Below are 25,424 nucleotides of genomic sequence, written 5' to 3'. Positions count from 1 at the left end.
CTTCACGCCACCCTGTGGCAACCGCGATGACCGTCTACGTCGATGCGGACGCCTGTCCCGTCCGCGCCGAGGTCGAGCGTGTCGCGACGCGTCACGGGGTACCGGTCGTCATGGTCTGCAATGGCGGCATCCGTCCCTCGGCCAACCCGCTGGTCAGCCTAAGGATAGTGCCCGAAGGACCGGACGAAGCCGACCGCTGGATCGCCGATCAGTGCGGGCCCGGCGATGTGGTTGTGACCACCGACATGCCGCTGGCCGACCGCTGCGTGAAGGCGGGCGCGCAGGTGCTGCGTCCAAACGGTGATTTCCTGACAGCGGCCAATATCGGCCCGCAATTGGCGGCCCGGGATCTGATGGCCGACCTGCGCGCCGCCGACCCGTTCATGCGCGGCGGTGGATCGGGCTTTACCAAGGCCGACCGATCGCGCTTTTTGCAGGCGCTGGACCGCGCCCTGATGATTGCGGCGCGATAGCCTGCGGCCAGCTGGGGCAATCTTGCAGCAGTGCCGTGGCCTCGCAAAAATCATCGGCCGTCCTTTCCCCGATTAACCCTTCATTAACCCGCCGTGGTTAACGGTCCGTCAAAGGACAGAACGCCGCTCATCCGCCGGCGGTAAAGATGCGGGCCGCGGGCAATGGGGATAGACTTTCCGGCAGGGCAATTTCGGCCCGGCGGGAATGGAAGGATCAGGCAATGACCCCGAACGAAGGTGGCATTACGCGTCGCGGACTGATGATGCGGGGCGCGGTCGGCACGGCGGCCCTGCTGTCCGGCGCGGCCCTGGGTGGCTGCGCGACCGGCTACGGCATCGGCTCGGCCGCCGGCATCGACACCCGCGTCGACGCGACGCGGGATTATCTGGTGCAGACCTATCCCTCGGCCGCGCCCATGGTGCAGGCGGCGCAGGGCGTTCTTTACATGCCGCTGGTGACCGAGGCGGCCTTCGGCCCGGGCGCCGCCTATGGCGAGGGCGCGCTGCGCGTCGGCGGGCAGACGGTCGATTACTATTCGGCGGCCAAGGCGACCTTCGGCGTGCAGGCCGGCGCCCAGCAATATGCCCACGCCCTGATCTTTCGCAGCAGTGACGCGCTGGCGGCGTTCCGCGCCTCGCCGGGCTGGGTTGCCGGGGCGGATGCGTTCTACGCCCTTCCGACCGGCGGCATGGACATCGGCGCCGACACGCTGGCGCTGCAATACCCGGTTGTCGCGATGATCTTTGGCCAGTCCGGCCTTATGGCCGGCGCCGCGATCGAGGGCACGAAATACACCCGCATCACCCTGAGCCGCGCCTGAGGAGCCAAATGTCCAGTTTCGTTACACCGCTCGGCGAGGCCGCAGCGCCGGCCCCGCTCGCCGATGACACGTTCACCATCATGGCCCTCGGCGGCGATTTTCCGTCTGCGGAAAGCACCTTGGCAGCGGTCTATGCGCCGATGTCACTGACGATCCAGGGCTTTGCGCTCGCCGCGGTCATGACATGGACCGGAACCGAGGATGATGACCTGCTGTTCGGCGACAACTCGGCAGGCAACGTTATCAATGGCGGCGGCGGCGCGGACTATATCGTCGGTACCTCCGACCCCGACTGGACCTTGGACGGCAGCGACAGCATCAACGCTGGCGACGGCTACGACACCGTCTACGGCTGCAATGGCAACGACACGATCGACGGCGGCGCCGGGTTTGACCGTATCTATGGCGGCCAGGGCGACGACCGCATCACCGACTTGGTGGGCGGCAGCTATGTCGAGGGGGCCAAGGGCAACGACTGGCTTAAGGGCGGCGACTGGTACACCACCCTCAACGGCGGTGACGGGGCCGACACGCTGCTCGGCGGCTCGTGGGGATCGGTCCTGCAGGGCGGCGCGGGGATCGATTCCATCACCGGCGGCAATGGCAATGACACGCTCTATGGTGATGGCGGCGGCGACGCGCTGATCGGCGGCTCGGGCAACGACAGCATGTATGGCGGTTCGGGGAACGACACGCTTGCAGGCGGAGTGGGCAATGACGTTTTGATCGGAGACGAAGGGGCCGACACGCTGAGCGGCGGCGACGGAGACGACTCGCTCTATGACGGAGCCTGGAGCGATGTGCTGGACGGCGGGGCGGGCAATGACCGGCTGGTTGCGATGGAGGGCAACGACACGATGACCGGCGGTCTCGGCGCCGACTTGTTCGATTTCCGACGCGCCAGTTTCGAGATGACGGGGACGGACCGGATCACTGACTTCAAACAGGGCGAGGACCGCATCTTCATCGGTTATGGCGAGGATGCGGCCAGGATCATCGCCGAGGCGCAGGTTCTCAAGACGTCCGTGGTGCTGCGCTTTGGCGAAGGGGCGGTCATCACCCTCGCCAACTTCATCGTCCCCTTGCAGGAGAGCGATTTCATCTACGGCTAGTGGGGTGGGTGCTTGGCTCAGCCGCCAGCGATCACGCGGACGTAGTTCGTCGTCTCGCGATACGGCGGCACACCGCGATAGCGGGCGACCGCCCCGGGGCCTGCGTTATACGCCGCGAGGGCCAGGCGCCAGTCGCCAAACGTGTTGTACATCAGGCGCAGATAGCGCGCCCCGCCGTCCAGGTTCTGGATCGGATCGGCGGCGTTGACGCCCAGCTTGGCGGCCGTGCCGGGCATCAGCTGCGCCAGACCGCGCGCGCCCTTGTAGCTGCGAGCATTCGGGTTCCAGCCGGATTCCTGCTGCACGAGGCGCAGGAACAGATCCTCCGGAACGCCGTGCTTGCGCGCAGCGGCGCGGGCGTGGGGCACGTAGGCGCTGCGGCGGCCGCTGTATTGGGGGATCGCCCCCTGCAGGGGCACGGTGGTGACGGTGATCTTGCGGTTGGCACCGCCGGGTTGCAGGCGCGCGCTCTGCTGGTACTGGGCCGATAGGCGGGAATCCATCAGCCGGGTCTGGCGTTGGAATTGCGACAGGCGCGAGCCGCCGCCGCCTTGATAAAGGCCTTGTGCCGATGAGGCGGTGGGGGCTTGGGGGACCAGCATCGCCGCCAGCGCCACGGCCACGAGACCCCGCGTCACGCGCCCGGCGCGCACTCCAGACCCTGCCAACATCGCTGCCCTCGTTCTTAATTCTATTTCGGCGACGATAGCCCCAACCGGATCCTACCGCCAGCCTCTCGCAAAGGTGCGCCGGCCCGCGGGAACCGGCGCGCGGATTCCCGCTTAATACGGCCTGCCCGCGCGGTGGCGGCAGCGACTTGAGGGCCGATCCGGCGCGGTTTAAGGCTGTTCGCCAAAGGCAAGTTCTGGGGGTGCGGCAATGGCTGGAAGCGTGAACAAGGTAATCCTGGTCGGGAACCTCGGGCAGGACCCTGAGGTCCGCAATTTCCCGAACGGCGGCAAAGTGGCAAACTTGCGAATCGCCACCTCGGAAAGTTGGCGCGACAAGAACAGCGGCGAGCGCCGCGAAAAGACCGAATGGCACAGTGTCGCCATCTATTCCGAGCCCTTGGTGCGCGTCGCCGAGCAATACCTGAAGAAAGGCGCCAAGATCTACGTCGAGGGCCAACTGGAAACCCGCAAGTGGCAGGACCAATCCGGCAACGACCGCTACACGACCGAGGTCGCGCTGCGTCCCTTCCGCAGCGAGTTGACAATGCTGGATGGACGCGGGGGCGGCCAGGGTGGCCAAGGTGGCGGCGATTACGATCGTGGCGGCAGCGATTGGGGCGGCCAGTCGGGCGGAAGAAACGCCTCGGGCGGCGGCAACCAGTCCGGCAGCAGCAACCGGCCCGAGTTCGACGACGACATCCCGTTCTGACCTCCGTCACGGCGTTTCGGCCCTCTTGACAGCTCTCAGATGCTCGCGCTGCCGCGAGGCTGCGTGAATGCGGCCCGGACCCGGGCCCGCATTTTCGTGATCAACACTGCGACCTTGCGCCGCACTGCAGCCTTGCCTGACCCTGCCATTGCAGACATTGTCGCCCCACCAAGATCCGGACAGAGAGGAGACTGCCCGATGCAATCCAGCCTTCGCAAGACCGCGCCCCGCCGCGGCCGCCTGCTGGCGGCGGCACTGGCCGTTGCCGCCCTGGGCGCACCGATCGGCGCCTCGGCCGCGCAATTCATCAACATCCTGACCGGCGGCACCTCGGGGGTTTACTACCCGATGGGCGTGGCGCTGCAGAAGATATACACCGACGGCATTTCCGGCGCCCGCGTGCAGGTCCAGGCGACGAAGGCCTCGGTCGAGAACCTTAACCTGCTGCAGCAGGGCAAGGGCGAGATCGCCTTTTCGCTGGGTGACAGCGTCAAGCTGGCATGGGAGGGTGACGCCGAGGCCGGATTCAAGGCGCCGCTGGACAAGCTGCGCGGGGTCGCCGCGATTTATCCGAACTACGTCCAGATCGTCGCCAGCAAGGAAAGCGGGATCAACACCCTCGCCGATCTGAAGGGCAAAAGCCTGTCCGTGGGCGCTGCCAAGTCGGGGACGGAGCTGAACGCCCGCGCCATTCTGGAAGCCGCCGGGATGAGCTATGACGATCTGTCCAAGGTCGAATATCTGCCGTTCGCGGAATCGGTCGAACTGATGAAGAACCGCCAACTGGACGCGACGCTGCAGTCCGCCGGCCTCGGCGTAGCCTCGCTAAAGGACCTCGCGACCTCGGTGCCGATCACCGTGGTGGCGGTTCCGGAGGATGTGGTGACCAAGCTGGGCGCGCCCTACCAGGCGACGACGATTCCGGCGGGCACCTACCAGGGCCAGGATGCCGAGGTTCCGGGCGTCGCGGTGCAGAACTTCCTGATCACGCATGAAGGCGTGCCCGAGGAAGAGGTCTACCAGATGACCAAGCTGATGTATGAGCACCTCGACGGCCTGCGCGCGGCCCATTCGGCGGCACAGGCGATCGATCCGGCCAAGGCGCTGGAAGGCATGCCGCTGCCGCTGCACCCCGGCGCGGAAAAGTACTACCGCGAGGCCGGCATCCTCAAGTGAGGGTGGCGCAAGCGCGCGCGACACACGATCAAACGCCCGGCGGCATCGCCGGGCGCCATTCCATTTCAATGGCGGCCGACACATGACAGCAGCCCACCCGCACCCCGTCCCGGCCGCAGCGCCCGACCTCGGCTTGCATGACCCGCTGGCCGACAGCTTTCCGGATGCGCCGGTCGGACGTTTGCTGTTCTGGATCGCGGTCGCGTTTTCGGTCTTTCAGGTCGCCACCGCCGCGCACCTCCTGGACCTGCCCTCGCAGATCGTGCGGGCAGTGCATGTCGGCTTTTTGCTGCTGTTGACCTTTCCGTTGGTCGCCCTGGCCAAGCGCTGGTCCCGGCCCGCGATAGCGCTGGCCTGGGTGCTGGCCCTCGCGGGGGTCGCGGTCGCCGCCTACCAGTGGCTCGAGTTCGAGCCGCTGCTGATCCGTGCCGGGGATCCGACCAGCCTCGATCTGCTCATGGGTGTCGTTGCGCTGGTAACGGTGTTCGTCGCCGCATGGGCGATCATGGGCATCGCCCTGCCAATCATTGCCGGGGCTTTCCTACTGTATTGTTTCCTCGGACAATATGCGCCGGGCATGATGCAGACCCGCGGCTATGACTTTAGCCAGGTGGTCGAGCACATGGCCTATGGCACCGAGGGTATCTATGGCATCCCGATCTACGTCAGCAGCAGCTATATCTTCCTGTTCATCCTGTTCGGCTCGTTTCTCGAAAAAGCCGGCATGATCAAGCTATTCACCGACGTCTCGCTGGGCCTGGTCGGGCACCGGCTTGGCGGCGCGGCCAAGGTCGCGGTGGTCAGCAGCGCGCTGATGGGCACGATCTCGGGTTCGGGCGTCGCCAACGTCGTCACCACCGGCCAGTTCACCATCCCGCTGATGAAGCGCTTTGGCTATCGTCCAGCATTCGCCGGCGGTGTCGAGGCCACGGCCAGCATGGGCGGGCAGATCATGCCCCCCGTCATGGGCGCGGTCGCCTTCATCATGGCCGAGACGCTGGGCGTTGAATATGTCCAGATCGTCAAGGCCGCGGTGATCCCCGCTATCCTCTATTTCGCCGCAGCCTTCTGGATGACCCACCTGGAGGCCGGCAAGCGCGGCCTCGTCGGCATGAAAAAGGCCGACCTTCCCTCGCCCCTGCGGGCGCTGCGCGAGGGCTGGTACCTGATCCTGCCGCTGGCGGTCCTCGTCTGGCTGCTATTCTCGGGCTACACGCCGCTTTACGCGGGCACGATCGGCCTTGCGCTGACGGTCATGCTGATCCTCGGCGCTTCGGCCCTGCTGGGGGTGTCGAATGGTGTGATCCGGGCCATCGTCTGGATCGGGCTGGGCCTGATCACCGCGTCGTTTTTTGAATGGGGGATCAAGCCAGTCGGCGTCGCGCTGGGGCTGCTGGTGGCCTGGAACCTGCTCAGCCGCGGCGGCCGCGAGACGCTGCGCCTCTGCATCGAGAGCCTCGCCGACGGCGCCAAGACAGCGCTGCCGGTGGGCGTCGCCTGCGCGCTGGTCGGCATCGTGATCGGCACCATGACCCTGACGGGGGCGGCCTCGACCTTTGGCACCTTCATCGTGTCGGTCGGCCAAGGCAGCCTTTTCCTGTCGCTGCTGCTGACCATGATCACCTGCATCGTGCTGGGTATGGGGATCCCGACGATCCCCAACTACATCATCACCTCGTCCATCGCCGGCGGCGCGTTGCTGCAACTGGGCGTGCCGCTGATCGTCAGCCACATGTTCGTCTTTTACTTCGGCATCCTGGCAGACCTGACGCCGCCGGTGGCACTGGCCTGCTTTGCCGCAGCCCCCATCGCCAAGGAAAGCGGCCTCAAGATCAGCATGGAGGCGATCAAGATCGCGGCCGCCGGGTTCGTCGTGCCCTTCCTCGCGGTCTACACACCCGAGCTGATGCTTCAGGATGGGGGCGCCCTGGGCGCCGCGATCGGCTTTTTGCCGGCGGTGGCCTATATCGTCGTCAAGGCAGTGCTGGCGATCGGCCTCTGGGGCATCGCCGTGATCGGCTGGCTGGGGCACCGCATCGGCTGGCCAGAGCGCGCACTGGCGATGGTCGCCGCGTTCCTGCTATGCGCCGCCCTGCCCGTCACGGACGAGGTCGGCTTTGCCCTTTCGGCACTGTTCGCGCTGTGGATGTGGCGCCAGCATCGGACTGTCGCCGCCGCCGGATGAGCGGTGGATGCCTGCTGGTCGGTGCGCTCGCCCTGACCGCGAGCCACGGCTTTGCGCTGGAATGGACGCATTCTGTCCAGCGCACCAGCTGGCGCGAGCAGTGGCGCGTCGCCGATAGCGCATTGGTTTTGGAGAGCGCCGCCGTTCGCAGTTCCGGCGCAGGGATGGAGCCCGGCGACGGCGCGGTGCTGCGGGGCGGCTGGTGGGTTTGGCCCGTCGGCCGCCCGGTACCGGAGGTGGTGCTGGCAGCCTCGGGCACGACCGGCGCGGGCTGGCGGCTCTGCGTCGATGCAGGATGCGTAAGCCTTGGCGCAACAGCCGGTGCGCCGGTGCATCTGGCGCCCTGCGCGCAGTAGGGCACTTAGCGCCCCTCGGGGTCGTTCGGTGCGCCCCACGTCCACCCCAGGGCACGCGCGGATACCTTGTCCTCGCCCCGCCACCTGCTACACCCCTGCCCAAGCCCAGCCAGCCGGAGCCTTTTCATGGATTTCGCCGAACGTCGTTCGTCCGACCTCGCCACCTGGAACCTCGCCACAGCCATCCGGGCACTGGCGATGGACGCCGTGCAGGCGGCCAACAGCGGTCATCCGGGAATGCCGATGGGCATGGCCGATGTCGCCACCGTCCTCTTCCGCGACCACCTCAAGTTCGATGCCGCGGCGCCCAACTGGTTCGACCGCGACCGGTTCATCCTGTCCGCCGGCCATGGCTCTATGCTGCTCTATTCGCTGCTGCATCTGACCGGCTACGAGCAGATGACCCTCGACCAGCTGCGCAACTTCCGCCAACTCGGCAGCATCACCGCCGGCCACCCCGAATATCGCCACGCCGAAGGGGTCGAGATGACCACCGGCCCGCTGGGCCAGGGCTTCGCGACGGCCGTGGGCTTTGCCATCGCCGAGGAAAAGATGCGGGCCGAGTTTGGCGCCGATCTGTGCGATCACCGCACCTGGGTCATCTCGGGCGACGGTTGCCTGATGGAGGGTATCAGCCAGGAGGCGCTCACCCTCGCCGGCCGGCTGCGGCTCGGCAAACTGATCGTGCTCTGGGACGACAACAAGATCACCATCGATGGCCGCGTCGCCCTGTCGGATGCGACCGACCAGAAGGCGCGGTTCGAGGCGTCGGGCTGGCGCGTCCTTGAGTGCGACGGCCATGACCCGGCCGATATAGCGACCGCCCTGAACAAAGCCATCAAGGACGACGGCCGCCCGGTGCTGGTCGATTGCCGGACATTCATCGGCTATGGCGCGAGCAAGCAGGACACCAGCGGCGTGCACGGCTCGCCCCTCGGCGCCGAGGAGATCGTCAAGGTCCGCGGCGCCTATGGCTGGGAGCATCCGGACTTCGTCGTGCCCGACGACCTGCGCGAGGCCTGGCTGCAAATCGGCGCCAAGGGCCGGTCCGCGCGCGAGGCGTGGAACGCCCGCGTCGACGCCCTGCCCGCAGATCAGCGCACGGCCTTTGCCCGGCGCGTCTCGGGCGAGACCTCCGACGCCCTCGCGCCGGCCATCGCCGCGGTCAAGGCCAAGGCACTCGCCGACAAGCCCAAGCTCGCAACCCGCAAGGCATCCGAAATGGTGCTTGAGGCGGTCAACGCCGCCATCCCCGAGACCGTGGGCGGCAGCGCCGACCTGACCGGCAGCAACAACACGCTGACCCCCGATCTCGGCATCTTCAACGACCAGAACCGCCACGGCCGCTACATCTATTACGGCATCCGTGAGCATGGCATGGCGGCGGCGATGAACGGCATCACGCTGCATGGCGGCTACCGCGCCTATGGCGGCACGTTCCTGTGCTTTGCCGACTACATGCGCCCCTCCATGCGCCTGGCGGCGCTGATGGGCGTGCCGTCGGTGTTCGTGATGACGCATGACTCGATCGGCCTCGGCGAGGACGGCCCCACCCACCAGCCGGTCGAGCATCTGGCGATGCTGCGCGCGACGCCCAATACCTGGACCTTCCGCCCCGCCGATCTGGTCGAGACCGCCGAGGCGTGGCAACTGGCGCTGACCACCGACACTACCCCCTCGATCCTGGCGCTATCGCGCCAGAACCTGCCGCTGGTGCGCCAGGACGACGGGGCGGAAAACCTGACCGCCCGGGGCGCCTATGTGCTGCGCGAGGCCTCGGCCGCGCCCAGGGTGGTGCTGATGTCCTCCGGCTCGGAGGTCGAGATTGCCCTTGCTGCACGCGAGACGCTGGAGGCCGAGGGCGTGCCGACCCGCGTGGTTTCGATCCCCTGCATGGAACTGTTCCGGACTCAGGACGCGGAGTACCGGCGCGAGGTTCTGCCCGCCGGCACGGTGCGCATCGCCATCGAGGCCGCCTTGCGAATGCCCTGGGACTGGCTGCTGCTGGGCGAAGGCGGCGCCGAGGCCAAGTCGGGCTTTATCGGCATGGACGGCTTTGGCGCCTCCGCCCCGGCGCCCGAGCTTTACAAGCACTTCGGCATCACCGCCGACGAAACGGTCAAGCTTGCCCGGTCGCTGATGTGACCGCGCACGGCGCCGCCGATCGGGCCGAGGCTGCCGGTGCCTGCGTGCCCGGCACCGCGCCCGGTGCGGCGCCTGTGCTGGACCGAGTGCGCAATCCGGCCGGCGGCGGCACGCAGATGGCGGGGTTGCTGCTGCTGCTGGGCTCGGTGTTCGTGTTCACCATGATGGATGCGACCGCCAAGCATCTGACCCAGACCTACAATCCCGGGCTGGTCGTCTGGGCCCGCTTTGCGGGCAACTTCCTGATCGTGATGGCGATCTTTGGCCCGCGGCTGCGCAGCACGCTTCGCTCGGTCCGGCCTTGGGTGCAGCTCTTTCGCGGGCTGACGCAGCTGGTCTCGGTCGTGATGTTCTTTACCGCGATCACCTTCATCGGCCTCGCCGAGGCGACGGCGATCATGGACGTGAACCCGGTCCTCATCACCCTCTTTGCGGCGCTGTTCCTGGGCGAGCGCATTGGCCCGCGCCGCATCGCCGGCATCGCCGTGGCCCTGGTAGGGGCGATGATCATCATTCGCCCCGGCAGCGGCGTGCTGCACCCGGCGGCCATCCTGCCGATGATCGGCGCGGTCAGCTATGCCGCCGGCGCCATCCTGACCCGCATGTCGCGGGCCGATTCGACCCGCACCTCGGTCCTGTGGTCGGCCCTGATCGGCACCACCGCGACCACCCTGATCCTGCCCTTCGTGTGGGAGCCGATCGCCCTTGGCGATCTGTGGGCCTTTGCGCTGCTGGGCGTCTTTGGGACTATCGCCCAGACCATGATCATCCGCGCCTTTGCGATGGCCGAGGCATCCGCCATCGCGCCCTTCGGCTACACCGGGCTGATCTGGGCCGGGGTCTGGGGCTGGCTGTTCTGGGGCACGATCCCCGACGCATGGACCCTGATCGGGGCGGCGCTGATCGTCGGCGCCGGCCTCTACATCTGGACGCGCGAGGCACAATCCGCCCGCGCCAGCCAAAGAACCGCGGCTGCATGAGCGGGGCCGGCGATGACGACCGGCCCGGCCTTGTTGACCGCGCCGCCTCCGCCCTCTTCCAGGGGCTGATGGCCGGCGCGCGGCTGATACCTTACGAGCGGCGCATTCCGATGGTCGGCTGGGTCTTTTCCCGCCTGCTCGCCCCCCTCGCCGGCTGGCCCGCGCGCATCCGCGCAAACCTCGCCCTCGCGCGCCCCGATCTTGCCCCGGCCGAGGTCGCCCGCCTCTGCCGCGCTGTCCCCGACAACGCCGGCCGCGCCATGGCGGAGATTTATTCCGGGGCCGAGTTCACCAGCCGCATCCGCGCCGCGGACATCCTCGAGGGCGCGGGCGTGCCGACGCTCGAGGCCGCCGCCGCAGACGGGCGCCCGGTCATCATCGCCTGCGCGCATTTCGGCAATTACGACGCCATGCGCGCCGCCCTCAGCGCGCGGGGCTGGCCGGTCGGCGCCCTCTACCGGCCAATGAACAACGCCGCCTTCAACCGCCACTACATCCCCGCGATGGAGGCAATCGCCCAGCCGATCTTTCCGCGCGGCCGTCAGGGCGTCGGCCAGATGCTGCGTTATCTGCGCGGCGGCGGCTGGCTCTGCCTCGGCTTTGACCAGTATATTCGTGATGGTGCCACGCTGCGCTTCTTTGGCCTGCCGACCGAGACGGTCCTGACCCCGGCTGAATTGGCCCTGCGCCATGACGCCCCCTTGGTGCCTGTCCACGCCGTCCGCCAACCGGACGGGCTGTCGTTCCGCGTCCACGCCCTCGCCCCCATCCCCCCCTCGGACGCCGAGACCATGATGCAGAGCCTGAACGACGGGCTGGAGGCACTGACCCGCGCTCACATGGATCAGTGGTTCTGGGTGCATCGTCGCTGGAAGCCGCCGCGCAAGAAGGCCGGCCCCGCTTGACAGCGCGTGACATATTCAAGAACTGCGATTGACAATCGCGGGAACGCCGCCGACCATCGCCCCGACCACAGGAGATCGCATGCTCGATATCAGTTATTGGGGCGCCTTTGTCGCCGGCATCCTGTCGTTCCTGTCGCCCTGCATCCTGCCGATGGTACCGTTCTACCTCAGCTACATGGCGGGCATCTCGATGTCCGAACTGCGCGCCTCGGGCGAGATCGCGCCCGGCGCGCATCGACGGCTGGTCGTCTCGGCCATAGCCTTTGCGTTGGGCGTGACGACGATCTTTGTGCTGCTTGGCCTTGGCGCGACCGCACTGGGACAGGCCTTCATCGCCTGGCGCGATCCGCTGAGCTATGTCGCGGCGGCTGTCCTGCTGGTGTTCGGCCTGCATTTCCTGGGCGTGATCCGCGTGCCCTTCCTCTATCGCGAGGCGCGCCTTGAATCGAAAGCCGAGCCGACCAGCATCATCGGCGCCTATGTCATGGGCCTCGCCTTTGGCTTCGGCTGGACGCCCTGCGTCGGCCCGGCGCTTGCGGCGATCCTGATGGTCGCTTCGGGGACCGGCGATCTGGTCCGCGGGGGCACCCTGTTGCTGATCTATGGCCTGGCGATGACGCTGCCCTTCGTGATCGCCGCCCTGTTCGCCAAGCCGTTCCTCGCCTGGGTCGCGCGCAACCGCCGCTATCTCGGCTACGTTGAAAAGATCATGGGCGTGATGCTGATCGTGTTCGCGATCCTGATCGCGACCAACAGCGTCAACACCATCGCCCAATGGATGATCGACACCTTCGGCATGACCGGCACCTGAAAGGACGCAGCATGAGCCACCTGCCCCGCCGCCTGTTCCTCACCGCCGCAGCCGCTTTGGTGGCTGCTGCCGGCCTCGGCCTGCCCGCCATGGCCGCGGCGCCCGCGCCGCTGGGCGATGATGGGCTCCACCACGCGACGTGGATGCATGACACGTTCCGCAACCTGTCCGACGACCTGGCCGAGGCAAACGCCTCGGGCAAGCGCCTGCTGCTGATCGTCGAGCAGCGCGGCTGCATCTACTGCACGCGCATGCACGAGAAGGTCTTTACCGACGACAGGATCGCCAAGCTGCTGACCGACAAGTTCTTTGTCGTGCAGGTGAACCTGTTCGGCGACACGGAGGTGACCGATTTCGACGGCACTGCGCTGCCGGAAAAGAAGATGGCCAACAAATGGGGGGTGATGTTCACACCGACCATGATCTTCCTGCCCGAGGAGGTACCCGAAGGTAAGGGCGTGCGTGACGCCGCTGTCGCCATGATGCCCGGCGCCTTCGAAAAGGGAACGACGCTGGACCTGCTGGAATGGGTCCTCGCTCATGGCTACGACACCGGCGAGAACTTCCAGACCTATGTGCAGAGCAAGGTCAACGACCAGATCGACAGCACCATCACACCGCCGACCAACTAGGCCGCGGGGCGGGGCCGCTATCTCGCGGCCTCGCCTTCCAGCCAGGCGCGCGCCGCGGTGCGGACGTGACGAAAGCGGTCGCCGCCCAGTTGCTTGCCGCCATACCAGCGGGTCACCACCAGCAGCGTGTCGGGACGCCCGGCGGCCTGCAATTCGGCCAGGATGATAGCCCCGGCGCCGGCCTCGCCGTCATCACCCTTGACCGGCACCCCGTCCAGGATCGCGCCCCAACTGTTGTGCGTCGCCTTGGCGAAGCGCTTGTTGCGCCGCAATTCGGCCAGCAGCGCGTCAACCTCGGCGCGGCTGGTCGCCGGACCGCCAGCGGCGGCATAGCGGCTGCCGCGGTCGCTGACGATGCCGTCCAGGATGCGCAGTGGGAGTGGCGGGGCCTGATCCATCGGACTTGGATTGCAGCCGGGGCGCCCCGGCGCAAGGGCCGCGCTTGATGCGCCGCGGCCACGGCGCTACACCCGCGCGCGAGACGAAAGGAAGCCCATGAGCATCACCCGCGACGAAGCCCGCAAGGTCGCCCATCTGGCGCGCATCGCCGTGCCCGAGGCCGAGCTGCCGCGACTGGCCGACCAGCTGAACGGCATCCTGCAGTTCATGGAGCAACTGAACGAGGTCGACGTGGACGGAGTCGAGCCGATGACAGGCGTCACCCCCATGCGCCTGAAGCGCCGCGAGGACGTGGTCACCGCCGGCGGGATGCAGGACAAGATCCTCGCCAATGCACCCGACGCCCGCGAGGGCTTTTTTGCCGTCCCGAAGGTGGTCGAATGAGCGCGCCGAACAGCCTGACCATCGCCGCCGCGCGCGACGCCCTGCGCGCCCGCAAGCTGAGCGCGACCGAGCTGACCGAGGCCTGCCTCGGCGCCATCGACGCCGCCGGCGCGCTGAATGCGTTTGTCCATAACACGCCCGATGCCGCGCGCAGCATGGCCGCCGCGGCCGACGCCCGGCTGGCCGCGGGCGATGCGCCCGCCATGTGCGGCATCCCGGTCGGCATCAAGGACCTGTTCTGCACCGAGGGGGTGCCGGCCCAGGCCGCAAGCCGCATCCTCGAAGGATTTCGCCCGCAATATGAATCGACCGTCACCCGCAACCTGTGGGACGCCGGCGCGGTGATGCTGGGCAAGCTGAACATGGACGAATTCGCCATGGGCAGCAGCAACGAGACCAGCGTCTACGGCCCGGTCGTGAACCCCTGGCGCGTGAATGCCGACCTGACCGCTGGCGGCAGCAGCGGCGGCAGCGCCGCGGCGGTGGCGGCGGACCTGTGCCTTGGCGCGACCGGAACCGACACCGGCGGCTCGATCCGCCAGCCGGCGGCCTTTACCGGCATCGTGGGCCTCAAGCCGACCTATGGCCGCGTCAGCCGCTGGGGCGTGATCGCCTTTGCCTCCAGCCTCGACCAGGCCGGACCGATGACCAAGACCGTGCGCGATGCGGCGATCATGCTGGGCGCCATGGCCTCGGTCGATGCGATGGACAGCACGTCGGTCGATGTCCCTGTCCCGGATTTCGAGGCGGCGCTGACCGGCGACATCCGGGGCAAGCGCATCGGCATCCCCCGCGAATACCGCATGGAGGGCATGCCCGAGGCCATCGACGCGCTGTGGCATGACGGCGCCGCGATGCTTCGCGACGCCGGGGCCGAGATCGTCGACATCAGCCTGCCGCACACGAAATACGCCCTGCCCGCCTATTACGTCATCGCCCCGGCCGAGGCGTCCTCGAACCTCGCGCGCTATGACGGGGTGCGTTATGGCCGCCGCGCCGCGCTGGATGCGGGTGATGGCGTGACCGAGATGTATGAAAAGACCCGCGCAGAGGGCTTTGGCCCCGAGGTGCAGCGTCGCATCATGATCGGCACCTATGTGCTGTCGGCGGGGTTTTACGACGCCTATTACAACCGCGCCCGGCGGGTCCGCGCCCTGATCAAGCGCGATTTCGACTTGGCGTTTGCCGACGGGATCGACGCGATCCTGACGCCGGCAACGCCCTCGGCCGCGTTCGGCCTCGGCACGATGGCCGATGCGGATCCGGTTGCGATGTATCTGAACGACGTGTTTACCGTGACGGTGAACCTGGCCGGTCTGCCGGGGATCAGTGTGCCGGCGGGCCTCGATGCCAATGGGCTGCCGCTGGGCCTGCAGCTGATCGGCCGCCCGTTCCAGGAAGGCGCGCTGCTGAATACCGCAATGGTCGTCGAACAGGCGGCAGGTTTCGTGGCCAAGCCGGATCGCTGGTGGTAGGTTGGTGAAAACGATGGGGACGGCGATGCGCAAGGCGATCTGTCTGATGGTTCTGGCGCTTGCCGCCTGCGGCGAGAACAACGGCTGGAATCCCAACTATGTTGTGGCGGACCGGCCCTACGGCACCGTCTTTGACGAGACCACGCCCTATGCCCAGTACAAGGTGCAGCGCGAAAAGGCGCTGATCGGTCAGCGCGCCGCGCCCAAGACCGTGCCGATCGCGCGCCCGTTCAAGGCCCCGACCGCGCAGGAGATCGCCGGCCCCAACCTGTGGCAGATCATCAGCGGCGAAGCCCGCGCCGTGACCGGCCAGACCGTGATCCAGCCGGGGGGAACGGTTCGGACCACCACCGTCGTCGCGGCGCCGGCAGATGGCGCGGCAGTGCTGTCGCGCTATGCCTCGGCCACGGTGCATCAGCCGGGCAAGACCGTCTGGCGCCGCAGTGCCGCCGATCCGGCCGCCGCCGCCCGCATCTGCCGCAGCTACGCGACGCCCGACGCGGCGCAGATCGCCTTTCTTGCCAAAGGCGGCCCCGAGGCTGATCCGGCGCTTATGGACCCCGACGGCGACGGCTTTGTCTGTGGTTGGGACCCCCGGCCGTGGCGGCGCAGCGCCGGCCTGTGACGGCGGCCCCGCACGGGGCTGATCCGGCGGTGGACTGGCCCTCGCCCAACCATGGCGATCGACGTGGCCGGCGGGTGGAGCTGGTGGTGCTGCACGCCACCAACATGGCCAGCTTCGCAGCCGCGCGCGACAGGCTGTGTGACCCTGCGGCCGAGGTCAGCGCCCACTGGCTGATTGCCGAAGACGGGACCACGCTGGCCATGGTCCCCGAAGAACGCCGCGCCTGGCACGCCGGCGCCGGCGCGTGGCGCGGCGAGGCTGATGTCAACAGCCGTTCGATCGGTATCGAACTCGCCAACCCCATGGACCGCCCCTTCCCGGAGCCGCAAATGGCTGCACTGGAGGGGCTGTTGCGCGGAATCCTGACGCGTTGGGATCTGCCGCCGGCGGCGGTGATCGCCCATTCCGACATGGCGCCAGAGCGCAAGGACGATCCCGGCCCGCGCTTTGACTGGGAGCGGCTGGCGCGGCAGGGGCTGGCGGCGGGGCAGCATGGCGCCGTCGCAGCGGACGGGCCGCCGCTGCCGGAGACGCTGGACGCTCTCGGCTATCCCCCCACGGAAGCGGCGGCGCGGCTGACTGCCTTTCGCCTCCGCCACCGGCCTTGGGGACGTGGTGAGGAGGCGGCGGCGGACCGCGCCCTGGCCGCAGCGATCCTTTCAGGCCTTTAGAGCCTCAGCGCAGCAGCGCGTCGAGATCAGGATAGGTGACCCCCATCACGTCCCCGCCAGCCGTGTATCCCAGCGTCCCCGGCAGGTCGTAGGGGTCGCCGCCAGCGACATCGGGGTGGCAGACGTGCAGATAGGCTGCCGTTATCGTTTCAGTCGCGCCGAATACCTGCGGCAGCGGCAGGACCGTCCACGAGCCAACCTCGGACTGGAAAGCCGGGCGCTTCATCGAACAGAAGTACCGCGCCTCAACCGGTGGGCGCCATTTCGCGTCCGCGGGCGCCGAATCGGGATAATCCCCCGTGGGATGGCCGGTTTGGGCGGTGGTCTGCATGACCGCCATGACCCTGCCCGGCACCGCTGCGCTGCCCTCGCCCACCTGCCATGGCTGGCTTTGGCGATACCAGGTGCAGGCGTCCATATGACAGCGGCCGGTGAAATCGACGTTCAGTGGGCGATCGCCCGCAGAGGCGGTTGGGGCGGGACCCCCGGCGGTCGTGCCTGCGACTGCGGCAACCTCGCGCGCGCACACCCGCGCCGAGAGGCTCACCCAACAAGCCTTGTCCACCGGATCGCGCCGCGCATCGCCCCAGTCAAGTTTTGCTCCATCCGCTCCCGATGCGCTCAGATGCGGCCTCGCCCCGGACAGATCGAGCATGACCTGGTTCGCGCCACCGACCGAGGTCCCGCCTTTCAACGCCGCCGTAAAGCTGCCGTCCTTCTTGGCGGCGAAAGCGCACGGCCCCTCTATAGTCTGGTCGCCCGCGGTGATCGAGCAAGCGACCTCTGCGGCGGCGGCTGGCGCGGCGCAGAGTGCCAGGAGTGGCAACAGATATTTCATGCGGTTTTCCTCCGTTTTCAGTTCAACCACCGTCGCGGAGGCCATGTTCCACGAGCCGGCGCGCCGTCCCAAGGGGGAGGTCGCTCCGCTTGACCGCCTGCCGCCCACAGTCCATATCCGCTTCGCGCGGATGGCTGGATGACCGCGGGCGGCAACGCCCGAGGAAAGTCCGGGCTCCACAAGGCAACGGTGCCGGGTAACCCCCGGCGGGGGCAACCCCAGGGAAAGCGCCACAGAGAACAGACCGCCTGCGGTCCCGCGCTTGCGGAACCGGCCGCCGGCAAGGGTGAAACGGTGGGGTAAGAGCCCACCGCGGGACGGGCAACCGGACCGGCACGGCAAGCCCCACCGGGAGCAATGCTAAATAGGGGGTCCGCGCCGGCGGCAACGACGGCAGGGTGGCCTGACCCGAGGACCCCGGGTTGGCAGCTCGAGGCGCATCGGCAACGATGCGTCCAGATGAATGGTCATCCAAGGGGCAGCGATGCCCCCGGACAGAACCCGGCTTACAGGCCATCCGCGCAAAATGCCCCTCGTCGGCGCCAGAGCGGCCGCTTTGCCGGTTGACAGTGCAGCCGCAGCGGCTAGAAAGCGCCTTCAGCAATTTCAGGGCTGCGCGGCATCGCGCCATATGCCCGTACCAGGAGCAAGAGCGATGGCGAAACCGACCACCGTCAAGATCCGCCTGAACTCGACGGCGGGCACGGGTTTCTTCTACGTCACCAAGAAGAACGCACGCACCATGACCGACAAGATGACCGTGCGCAAATACGACCCCGTCGTGCGCCAGCATGTCGAGTTCAAGGAAGGCAAGATCAAGTAAACACGGCCAGAAACGGCGGGCCGAATATCGGCCTGCCCCTGGCCACTGTCGCGATCCGTCGCCGCGTTCCCGCTTGGGGCGCGGCGTTTCGCGTGACTGAGACGGGCTCTACGGCGATGGCTTGTCCGGCCCTTCCGCCGCCTTGAGCGCAGGGATCGTCAACGCTCCCTCGCCTATTGCGACGAAATGCTGAGGCTGCGGGGCTCTGGACAGGCGCGCACCGATCGTGAAAATGGCCCGATGCGAAGCAGTCGCCTGCCTGCCAAGTGCCGCCCTGAGAGACCGTGAAATGCCCCTCGCCAGCAGCGACATGACCCTCGATCGCGCGTATCCGGACCTTTTCAACGTCGAAGAAGCGCGGCTCATGCGCGAGCTGATGGAGCCGCCGGAAAGCAACCGGCCCAGAACGCGTGTGATCCGGGCCGGGGTCGAGCTGGATGTCAGCCTGTACCTGTGCGACGGCTTCATGGGCCGTTTTTCCTGCGACAGACTTGGGCGGCGACAATTCGTCGCACTGCAGGTGCCCGGCGATTACGTCGACCTGCCGGCCTATCTGCTCAAGAAGCTCGACTATGACGTCGATTCGCTCGGCCTGAGCATCTCTCGGCTGACGCGCCATGATCGGCTGCAGATGGTCGGGCATGAATTTCCCGATCTATATCGCAAGCTGTGGCGCATCACGATGATCGACAGCGCGATCCACCGCTACTGGATCTTTCGGGTCGGCCGGCTGGCGGGCAAGGCGCGCCTCGCCAATTTCTTCTGCGAGATGTTCCTGCGCCTTTTCGCCCGTGGCCTCGCCCAGCCCGAGGGCTTTGCCCTGCCGACCTCGCAGGCGGACCTGGCCGAGATCTGCGGCGTGACCCCGGTCCATGTAAACCGTCTGCTGGCCGAACTGCGCCTCGACGGGATCTGCACTTTTACGAACGCCCGGCTGGACATCCTCGACCTGCCGCGCCTGTTCCGCGTGGGCGAACATAGCCGCGGCTATCTGTTCCTGTCGGATGAGGTCGAGGAAACCGTGCGCCCGCTGATCGGCGACAACGGTCGTCGCTTCAATACCTGAAGGCCTCAGTCCGCCGTCTGGCCGTCACGCTCGCGCAGGTCGTTGTGGATCGCGACCGCGGCCTTGGCCCCGGTGCCGGTAGCGACACTGATCTGGTCCAGCCCCTCGATGGCATCGCCCGCAGCATAGATGCCCGCGACGCTGGTGCGCTGGCTGTCGTCGGTGACAAAGCACGCGCCCTCTGCGACCTCCGTCCCCAGCATCAGCCCGAGGGTGTTGCGCGTCTCTGAACCCAGTGCAGGATAGAGGGTGTCGAGGGTAAGCTGCCCGCCGTCCTGCAGGCTGACGCGCACGCCGCCGCTCTCGTCCTCGCCCGGCGGGGCAAAGGTCAGACCGGCAAGCGGACGTTCCTCCAGCGTGATCCCGGCGCCCTTCAACTGGGCGCGTTCGCCCGCATCCAGATCGGTCTCGATCAGCGTGAGCATGGTGAGGTGTTTGGAATAGCCCCGCAAGAACAGCGCCTCGGCCATACCATGCGAATCCGCGCCCAGGACGCCAATCCGCTTGTCCTGCTGCTCGAACCCGTCGCAGATCGGGCAATAACGCAGTAGGCCCCGTGCGACCGCGTCGGCATGGACGTCATCGGCCAGCGGCGGGCGACGATTGACGACGCCGGTCGCCAGCAGGACGGTCCGGGCGGTCAGGACCGTTCCGTCCTCCGTCGTTACGGTAAAACCGTCCACCTTCCCGGCGAGGGCCGTGACGCGACCCGAGGTCACCTCGGCTCCGTATTCGCGCGCCTGTGCGCGCATACGGTCCAGCAAATCACAGCCGGCGATGCCCTTGGGAAAGCCGGGGTGGTTATGCGACAGCGGGATCATCGCCAGCCGCCCTTCGTCGGCATCGATCACCGTCAGGCTACGGCAGAACCGGGCAAGATAGATCGCGGCCGTAAGCCCGGCAGGGCCGCCCCCGACGATGACGCAATCGCGCTTGGTCATTCGGGCGCGGGTGAGGCAATCGGCCGGCGCGGCGTGTCCGGGGTGCCCGGAAAGCGCAGGCGCAGGCGCTTGAGCCGGCGGGGGTCACCCTCGACAATCTCGAATCGTGCACCACCCGGATGGGTGACGACCTCGCCCGGCGCGGGCACCCGGCCGGCGATCAGGCCGATCAGCCCGCCCAGGGTGTCGACCTCTTCGTCGCCCTCGTCGATGGCGAGGCGCAGGCCGGTGGCGGCCTCGATCTCGTGCAGATCGGCCCGGGCATCGACCAGCCACTGGCCGGGACGTTCGACCACCCAATGGCCGGTTTCCAGCTCGTCATGCTCGTCCTCGATCTCGCCGATGACTTGCTCGACGAGGTCCTCCAGCGTGATCAGCCCGTCAACGCCGCCATATTCGTCGATGACCAAGGCCATGTGGATGCGCTTTTGCTGCATCTGCTGCAGCAGTACGCCGATCGGCATGGACGGCGGCACATAGAGCAGCGGTCGCAGCATCGGCCGCATCTCGAACGGCGATTCCGCCTCGGCGCCAAAACCGTATTTCAGCGCCAGGTCCTTCATGTGGATCAGGCCCAGCGGCGTGTCGAGCGTGCCGCGATAGACCGGCAGGCGCGAGAAGCCGTGATCACGGAACATTTGCAGAATGTCGTCCAGCGCCGATTCAACGGAGGCCGCGACGATGTCGCTTTTAGGCACGGCGACGTCATCGACGCGCAAGCGCAGGAGGTTCTGGATGCCGGGTGCGGTCGCGCCACTGCCAGGTGCGATGTCGTCTGGCGCGGTCTCGTCGGCGACATCGCCACTGAACGCGCCGAGGAGCCGGCCGAGGAACCCGCGCGAAGACGGGACTTCGCGGCCCTCTTCGCCACTAGAGGCGGGGTCGTCTGTCGGACTTTCCGAATAGGACATGCTGCCTTCGCGGGCAGCGGCGGGACTGGGGCGATCGTCGCTCATGCGGTTCCGTGGTCGAGATAAGGATCGGCGATACCGAGCCGGCCGAGGATTGAACGCTCTGCCGCCTCCATGGTTTCCGCGTCAGCCTCGTTGATATGATCGTAGCCGGCCAGGTGCAGCACCGCATGGACGATCAGGTGCGTCACATGGTCGGGAAAGGTCTTGTTCTGGCCCGCGGCCTCAGCGGCGCAGGTCTCAAAGGCGAGGGCGATGTCGCCCAGTTCATCGACCTCGGGCACCTGCGGCTGCGCGCCGGGTGCGCGGGGGGCGTGTTCCACCGCCGGCCAGCTAAGCACATTGGTCGGCCGGGGCTTGCCGCAGAAATCGGCGTTCAGCCCGGCGATGCGGGCATCGTCGCAACCGAGGACGACAACGCTGGACTCGCGCCGATCCAGCCAGTCGAGGGCTGCTGTCACGGCAATCAGCGCCAGCCGCTCAAGGCCGGCATCCTCCCAGCGTTCGTCCTCGATGACGACGTCTGCGCCGGCTTCGTCAGCCTCGGGGCCGGTATCAGCCACGGCCGCGCTCGCGCCAGTCGCCGCGCCGCGCCGCCGCTGGATCGGCCTGCTGCCCGGCGGCCAGCATTGCGGCGTCGTCAACTTCCCACGCCTCGATGACGCGGGCGACCAGCGGGTGGCGCACGACATCCTTGGCGGTGAAATAGTTGAAGCTGATGCCCGCCACGCCTTTCAAAATCCGCTCGGCATCCTGCAGCCCCGAGGCCACGCCGCGCGGCAGGTCGACCTGCGTGCGGTCGCCGGTGATGACCATGCGCGAGCCCTCGCCAAGGCGGGTCAGGAACATCTTCATCTGCATGGTGGTGGCGTTCTGAGCCTCGTCCAGCACAACGAAGGCGCCGGACAGGGTGCGGCCGCGCATGAAGGCCAGGGGGGCGATCTCGATCCGCTTTTCCTCCATCAGCTTCTGCATCTGCTTGGCCGGCAGGAAATCGTTCAGCGCATCATAGAGCGGCTGCATGTAGGGATCGACTTTTTCCTTCATGTCGCCGGGCAGAAAACCCAGCCGCTCGCCCGCCTCGACGGCCGGCCGCGACAGGATGATCTTGTCCACATGTCCGCCGATCAGCATGGTCACGCCGACGGCCACGGCCAGATAGGTCTTGCCGGTGCCTGCCGGGCCGATGCCAAAGGCCAGCTCGTTCGCGAACAGCGAGCGGACATAGTCCTTTTGCGCCTCCGTGCGCGGCTCGACCGTCTTCTTGCGGGTGCGAAGCTCGATCTTGCCGTGCGAGAACATTTCCAGCTGCTCGGTTGGGCTGGGCTGCGCCTCTCCCTCGGCGCCCATGCGCAGCGCAGCATCGACATCGCCCATCTCGACGGGGCGCCCTTGCTCGAGCCGGGCATAAAGGCCGTTCAAGACGGAAGCGGCATCGGATTGGGCATCGGCCGGCCCGACCACGGCCAGCAGGTTGCCGCGGCGAAGGACATGGGTGCCGGTCGCCGCCTCGATCCGCGCCAGGTTGCGGTCGTGGGGGCCGCACAGCTCTATCAGCAGGCGGTTGTCGGGAAATTCGATCAGGGTCTCGGTCGTTGCGGCAGTGTCGCGCGGGCCGGCGGCGGCTGGGGTCAAGCCCAAGGGGCGCTCCGTGTCAGTGTTGCCCCCTCCGGGCGGAGGGGCATGGGCCCATGCTTGCAGTCCGGCTGCGTCAACGCAAGGGCGCCCAGCCCTCAGTGCCCCGGCGTTGCGGCCAGGGCCGCAACCGGGTCGAGGAACGCGGCCAGGGCCGGCACCTGAGTCGCCGCGGCCTGCATCTCGGCCGGGCGGCCGGTCCAGACAATGCGGCCGTCCTGCAGCAGCGCCACCCGGTCGGCCATGACCTGAGCCGAGGCCATGTCATGGGTGATGCTGATGGCGCTGGCGCCGGTATCGCTGACGATGCCGCGGATCAGCGCCGTGATTCGTGCCGCCCGGAGCGGATCGAGGCCGGTCGTCGGCTCGTCAAAGAAGATCACCTCGGGGCTGGCCGCGATGGCGCGCGCCAGGGCCACCCGCTTGAGCATTCCGCCCGACAGATCGGCCGGGTAAAGGTCCGCCACCTCGGGGCCCAGGCCGACGCGTGCCAGCCGCTCGACCGCGACCTCGCGCGCGGCGCGGGCGCCCATCGGCTGGGTCAGGCGAAAGGCGACGTTCTGCCAGACGTTCAGGCTGTCGAACAGCGCGCCGCCCTGAAACAACATGCCAAAGCGGTCCATGAACTGCGCCCGCGCCGCGCCCGACAGCGGCCGGCCGTGCCACAGCACATCGCCGCTGTCCGGCGTATCCAGCCCCAGGATGCAGCGAAGCAGCACCGACTTGCCGGTCCCCGAACCGCCGATGACCACCAGGCTTTCACCCTTGGCCAGCGTCAGATCGACACCGCGCAGCACCGCCTTGGGGCCGAAGCCCTTGGTCAGGCCGCGCACTTCGAGGAGCGGCGCGTCGCTCATGAGAAGAACAGCCCGGTCATCAGGAAGTTGGCCGCGAGGATGCCGACCGATGCGACAACGACGGCCGATGTAGTGGCCCGTCCGACGCCCGCGGCACCGCGCCCGGCGCGCATCCCGAACCAGCAGCCTGACAGCGCCACGATCAACCCGAAGACCGCGCCCTTGATCAGGCCCGAGGCGACGTCCCAGCCCTCGAGATACTGCCAGCTGACGCGCAGCCATGTGGCCGAGGGGAAACCCAAGGTCTGCGTCCCAACGAGCCAGCCCCCCATGATGCCGACGGTATCGCCAACGCCGACCAGCACCGGCACCGTCAGCACCGCCGCCCACAGGCGGGGCGTCACCAGCCAGCGGACCGGGTCGGCCGACAGCGTGACGAGTGCGTCAATCTGCTCGGTCACGCGCATGGTGCCGATCTCGGCCGCGATGGCTGAGGCGACGCGGGCGGCGACCATCAACCCGCCGAGGACGGGCCCCAACTCGCGCGCCATGCCGATGGCGACGATCGCCGGGACCACGTCGCCGGCCTGGAATCGCTCGCCCCCGGCGTGGATCTGCAGCGCGAGGGCCGCCCCCGTAAACAGCGCGGTCAGCCCGACGACCGGCAGCGACAGCCAGCCAACCTGAAGCAGTTGAACGGCAATCGCGCGTCCCGGAAAGGGGGAAAGGCCGGCCAGCCCGCGCCATGCGAAGAGGGCCGCCGCGCCGATCCCGCGCAGCAGGCGCAGGGTGGGACGGCCGATGCTGCGCAGCGTGGCCGTCGCGGCGTCAGGCATTGTCCACATACCGCCGCGCGTAACGGCGGCCGAGGGCGGTCAGCGCCTCATATCCGATGCTGCCAAAGACCGCGGCATAGGCGTCGATTGGCTCGGCGGGACCGATCAGGCTCAGTTCGGCCGGCACATCGGCCAGGTCGGTGACATCGCAGGTGATCGTGTCCATCGAGATGCGCCCGACCACGGGCACCGCCGTCTCGCCCGCCCACAGCTTCAGCCCCCGTCCCGCCGCCGCGCGCGGGATGCCGTCGGCATATCCGCCCGAGACGGTGGCGATTCGGGTTCGCCGCGCGGCAGTCCACGCCCCACCATAGCCGACAGTCTCGCCCGGCTCGATCCATCGGGTCTGGATGACCGGCAAATCGAGCGTGACGACCGGCATGGCATCGGCAAAGGGCAGGCCGCCGAAAAGGCCCACCCCCGGCCGGGTCAGGTCAAAATGGTACTCGTGCCCCAGCAGCACGCCCCCCGTCGCGGCGAGCGAGCGTGGCACCCCGGTGCCGTCGGTCAGTTCGCGGAACAGCGCCAGTTGACGGGCATTGGTCGGATCCTCCGGCACATCCGCCGAATAGAGGTGCGACATCAGCAGGACCGGCCCGGCGGCCAGAACCTCGGCCCGCAGATCGGCCCAGGCGGCGGGCGCAAAGCCGACCCGGTTCATGCCGGTGTCGATCTGGACCGCAAACTGGCCGCTCGGCCGCGTGCTGCGGTCTCGGAAAAACTGCTCGGGGCTGGCGAGACAGGGGATCAGCCCCTCCATCGGCGCGCCGGGGACATGCCCCTCCAGCACGAAGATGCGCGCCCCTGTGCCAAGCACGGGGCGAATCGCCTGCCCCTCGTGCGCGCCATAGACAAAGAAATCCTGCGCGCCGGCGGCCTGCAGCGCGGGCACCGCGCGGGCGGCGCCGAGGCCATAGGCGTCGGCCTTGACCACCGCGCCGGTGCGCGTGCCAGGCCCGGCCTTTGCCGCCAGGGCCTGCCAGTTGGCCGCGATGGCCGAAAGGTCGATCGTCAATCCCATGCGCGTCTGTTGGCCCCGCGGCGGGC

Annotated in this window: 28 protein-coding genes and 1 other RNA gene; 19 read left to right on the top strand and 10 right to left on the bottom strand. The window is 67.9% G+C overall.

Going from position 1 to position 25,424, the window contains the following annotated elements:
- The first annotated feature begins 26 nt into the window (after nucleotides 1-26).
- The 3 genes from DRW48_RS07960 (at nucleotide 27) to DRW48_RS07950 (ending at nucleotide 2,406) form a co-directional block, all read left to right on the top strand.
- Nucleotides 27-473, top strand: a complete 447-nt coding sequence (locus tag DRW48_RS07960) for a YaiI/YqxD family protein (RefSeq protein WP_114075947.1) — start codon at nucleotides 27-29, stop codon at nucleotides 471-473.
- Nucleotides 474-694: 221 nt separating this feature from the next.
- A complete protein-coding gene (locus tag DRW48_RS07955) occupies nucleotides 695-1,294 on the top strand; it encodes a lipid-binding SYLF domain-containing protein (protein WP_114075946.1) in 600 nt (199 codons plus the stop codon).
- 8 nt (nucleotides 1,295-1,302) lie between these two features.
- Nucleotides 1,303-2,406, top strand: a complete 1,104-nt coding sequence (locus DRW48_RS07950) for a calcium-binding protein (RefSeq protein WP_114075945.1) — start codon at nucleotides 1,303-1,305, stop codon at nucleotides 2,404-2,406.
- A gap of 17 nt (nucleotides 2,407-2,423) precedes the next feature.
- Here the strand turns inward: DRW48_RS07950 and DRW48_RS07945 are convergent, their stop codons facing one another.
- Nucleotides 2,424-3,008: a lytic transglycosylase domain-containing protein gene (locus tag DRW48_RS07945; protein WP_114077445.1), complete on the bottom strand. Its 585-nt coding sequence runs from the start codon at nucleotides 3,006-3,008 to the stop codon at nucleotides 2,424-2,426.
- Between the two features lie 277 nt (nucleotides 3,009-3,285).
- Between DRW48_RS07945 and ssb the strand changes: the two genes are divergently transcribed.
- The 9 genes from ssb to DRW48_RS07900 all read left to right on the top strand — a co-directional run bounded on the left by ssb (nucleotide 3,286) and on the right by DRW48_RS07900 (nucleotide 12,976).
- Nucleotides 3,286-3,786: a single-stranded DNA-binding protein gene (gene ssb, locus DRW48_RS07940; RefSeq protein WP_114075944.1), complete on the top strand. Its 501-nt coding sequence runs from the start codon at nucleotides 3,286-3,288 to the stop codon at nucleotides 3,784-3,786.
- A gap of 198 nt (nucleotides 3,787-3,984) precedes the next feature.
- A complete protein-coding gene (locus DRW48_RS07935; RefSeq protein ID WP_114075943.1) occupies nucleotides 3,985-4,962 on the top strand; it encodes a TAXI family TRAP transporter solute-binding subunit in 978 nt (325 codons plus the stop codon).
- An 82-nt stretch (nucleotides 4,963-5,044) separates the two neighbouring features.
- Nucleotides 5,045-7,147 (top strand): TRAP transporter permease, encoded by a 2,103-nt coding sequence (locus DRW48_RS07930; protein WP_114075942.1) that lies wholly within the window; start codon nucleotides 5,045-5,047, stop codon nucleotides 7,145-7,147.
- On the top strand, nucleotides 7,144-7,503 hold the full coding sequence (locus DRW48_RS07925; RefSeq protein ID WP_114075941.1) for a DUF1850 domain-containing protein: 360 nt from the start codon (nucleotides 7,144-7,146) through the stop codon (nucleotides 7,501-7,503). Before DRW48_RS07930 ends, DRW48_RS07925 begins: the two co-directional genes overlap by 4 nt.
- 126 nt (nucleotides 7,504-7,629) lie before the next feature.
- Complete coding sequence (gene tkt / locus DRW48_RS07920; RefSeq protein ID WP_114075940.1) at nucleotides 7,630-9,648, top strand: transketolase; 2,019 nt, start codon at nucleotides 7,630-7,632, stop codon at nucleotides 9,646-9,648.
- Complete coding sequence (locus tag DRW48_RS07915) at nucleotides 9,645-10,628, top strand: DMT family transporter (protein WP_241963422.1); 984 nt, start codon at nucleotides 9,645-9,647, stop codon at nucleotides 10,626-10,628. Before tkt ends, DRW48_RS07915 begins: the two co-directional genes overlap by 4 nt.
- Nucleotides 10,625-11,533, top strand: coding sequence for a lysophospholipid acyltransferase family protein (locus tag DRW48_RS07910; protein ID WP_114075939.1), 909 nt, complete (start codon nucleotides 10,625-10,627; stop codon nucleotides 11,531-11,533). The genes DRW48_RS07915 and DRW48_RS07910 overlap by 4 nt, the downstream gene beginning before the upstream one ends.
- Nucleotides 11,534-11,612: 79 nt before the next feature.
- A complete protein-coding gene (locus tag DRW48_RS07905; RefSeq protein WP_114075938.1) occupies nucleotides 11,613-12,344 on the top strand; it encodes a cytochrome c biogenesis CcdA family protein in 732 nt (243 codons plus the stop codon).
- 11 nt (nucleotides 12,345-12,355) lie between these two features.
- Nucleotides 12,356-12,976 carry a thioredoxin family protein gene (locus tag DRW48_RS07900; protein WP_114075937.1) on the top strand — a complete coding sequence of 207 codons (621 nt, stop codon included), beginning with the start codon at nucleotides 12,356-12,358 and terminating at the stop codon, nucleotides 12,974-12,976.
- A gap of 17 nt (nucleotides 12,977-12,993) precedes the next feature.
- Here DRW48_RS07900 and DRW48_RS07895 read toward each other — a convergent pair whose 3' ends face one another.
- Entirely contained in the window at nucleotides 12,994-13,374 is a 381-nt protein-coding gene (locus DRW48_RS07895; RefSeq protein ID WP_241963421.1) for a YigZ family protein, read from the bottom strand.
- 97 nt (nucleotides 13,375-13,471) lie between these two features.
- On the opposite strand from DRW48_RS07895, the gene gatC reads away from it, so the two are divergent.
- From gatC to DRW48_RS07875, 4 genes are read left to right on the top strand one after another with little or no spacing between them, the layout of a single operon-like run.
- Nucleotides 13,472-13,759 (top strand): Asp-tRNA(Asn)/Glu-tRNA(Gln) amidotransferase subunit GatC, encoded by a 288-nt coding sequence (gene gatC, locus DRW48_RS07890; RefSeq protein WP_114075936.1) that lies wholly within the window; start codon nucleotides 13,472-13,474, stop codon nucleotides 13,757-13,759.
- Nucleotides 13,756-15,234, top strand: a complete 1,479-nt coding sequence (gene gatA / locus DRW48_RS07885) for an Asp-tRNA(Asn)/Glu-tRNA(Gln) amidotransferase subunit GatA (RefSeq protein WP_114075935.1) — start codon at nucleotides 13,756-13,758, stop codon at nucleotides 15,232-15,234. The genes gatC and gatA overlap by 4 nt, the downstream gene beginning before the upstream one ends.
- A gap of 25 nt (nucleotides 15,235-15,259) precedes the next feature.
- A complete protein-coding gene (locus DRW48_RS07880) occupies nucleotides 15,260-15,859 on the top strand; it encodes a hypothetical protein (RefSeq protein WP_114077442.1) in 600 nt (199 codons plus the stop codon).
- Entirely contained in the window at nucleotides 15,856-16,530 is a 675-nt protein-coding gene (locus tag DRW48_RS07875) for an N-acetylmuramoyl-L-alanine amidase (protein WP_479684909.1), read from the top strand. Before DRW48_RS07880 ends, DRW48_RS07875 begins: the two co-directional genes overlap by 4 nt.
- Before the next feature lie 4 nt (nucleotides 16,531-16,534).
- On the opposite strand, the gene DRW48_RS07870 is transcribed toward DRW48_RS07875, so the two are convergent.
- On the bottom strand, nucleotides 16,535-17,368 hold the full coding sequence (locus DRW48_RS07870) for a hypothetical protein (protein ID WP_162784702.1): 834 nt from the start codon (nucleotides 17,366-17,368) through the stop codon (nucleotides 16,535-16,537).
- A gap of 126 nt (nucleotides 17,369-17,494) precedes the next feature.
- On the opposite strand from DRW48_RS07870, the gene rnpB reads away from it, so the two are divergent.
- The 3 genes from rnpB to DRW48_RS07855 all read left to right on the top strand — a co-directional run bounded on the left by rnpB (nucleotide 17,495) and on the right by DRW48_RS07855 (nucleotide 19,257).
- Nucleotides 17,495-17,893: RNase P RNA component class A (gene rnpB, locus DRW48_RS07865), an RNA gene on the top strand.
- 130 nt (nucleotides 17,894-18,023) lie between these two features.
- Nucleotides 18,024-18,191, top strand: a complete 168-nt coding sequence (gene rpmG, locus DRW48_RS07860; protein ID WP_114075933.1) for a 50S ribosomal protein L33 — start codon at nucleotides 18,024-18,026, stop codon at nucleotides 18,189-18,191.
- A gap of 289 nt (nucleotides 18,192-18,480) precedes the next feature.
- Nucleotides 18,481-19,257: a Crp/Fnr family transcriptional regulator gene (locus tag DRW48_RS07855; protein WP_162784701.1), complete on the top strand. Its 777-nt coding sequence runs from the start codon at nucleotides 18,481-18,483 to the stop codon at nucleotides 19,255-19,257.
- A 5-nt stretch (nucleotides 19,258-19,262) separates the two neighbouring features.
- Here DRW48_RS07855 and DRW48_RS07850 read toward each other — a convergent pair whose 3' ends face one another.
- The 7 genes from DRW48_RS07850 to alr all read right to left on the bottom strand — a co-directional run bounded on the left by DRW48_RS07850 (nucleotide 19,263) and on the right by alr (nucleotide 25,398).
- Complete coding sequence (locus DRW48_RS07850; protein ID WP_114075931.1) at nucleotides 19,263-20,198, bottom strand: NAD(P)/FAD-dependent oxidoreductase; 936 nt, start codon at nucleotides 20,196-20,198, stop codon at nucleotides 19,263-19,265.
- Nucleotides 20,195-21,154, bottom strand: a complete 960-nt coding sequence (locus DRW48_RS07845; RefSeq protein ID WP_114075930.1) for a hemolysin family protein — start codon at nucleotides 21,152-21,154, stop codon at nucleotides 20,195-20,197. Before DRW48_RS07845 ends, DRW48_RS07850 begins: the two co-directional genes overlap by 4 nt.
- On the bottom strand, nucleotides 21,151-21,672 hold the full coding sequence (gene ybeY, locus DRW48_RS07840) for an rRNA maturation RNase YbeY (protein WP_199286233.1): 522 nt from the start codon (nucleotides 21,670-21,672) through the stop codon (nucleotides 21,151-21,153). The genes DRW48_RS07845 and ybeY overlap by 4 nt, the downstream gene beginning before the upstream one ends.
- Entirely contained in the window at nucleotides 21,665-22,750 is a 1,086-nt protein-coding gene (locus tag DRW48_RS07835; protein ID WP_114075928.1) for a PhoH family protein, read from the bottom strand. Before DRW48_RS07835 ends, ybeY begins: the two co-directional genes overlap by 8 nt.
- A 92-nt stretch (nucleotides 22,751-22,842) precedes the next feature.
- Nucleotides 22,843-23,601: an ABC transporter ATP-binding protein gene (locus DRW48_RS07830; protein ID WP_114075927.1), complete on the bottom strand. Its 759-nt coding sequence runs from the start codon at nucleotides 23,599-23,601 to the stop codon at nucleotides 22,843-22,845.
- Nucleotides 23,598-24,377, bottom strand: a complete 780-nt coding sequence (locus tag DRW48_RS07825) for an MlaE family ABC transporter permease (RefSeq protein WP_114075926.1) — start codon at nucleotides 24,375-24,377, stop codon at nucleotides 23,598-23,600. Before DRW48_RS07825 ends, DRW48_RS07830 begins: the two co-directional genes overlap by 4 nt.
- A complete protein-coding gene (alr, locus tag DRW48_RS07820) occupies nucleotides 24,370-25,398 on the bottom strand; it encodes an alanine racemase (RefSeq protein WP_114075925.1) in 1,029 nt (342 codons plus the stop codon). The genes DRW48_RS07825 and alr overlap by 8 nt, the downstream gene beginning before the upstream one ends.
- Nucleotides 25,399-25,424: the final 26 nt, after the last annotated feature.

The organism is Paracoccus suum (assembly GCF_003324675.1).
In the GTDB taxonomy this organism is placed as follows: Bacteria; Pseudomonadota; Alphaproteobacteria; order Rhodobacterales; family Rhodobacteraceae; genus Paracoccus; species Paracoccus suum.
Note: the sequence above shows the minus strand (reverse complement) of the source record. Positions and strands in the feature narration are given on the sequence as shown.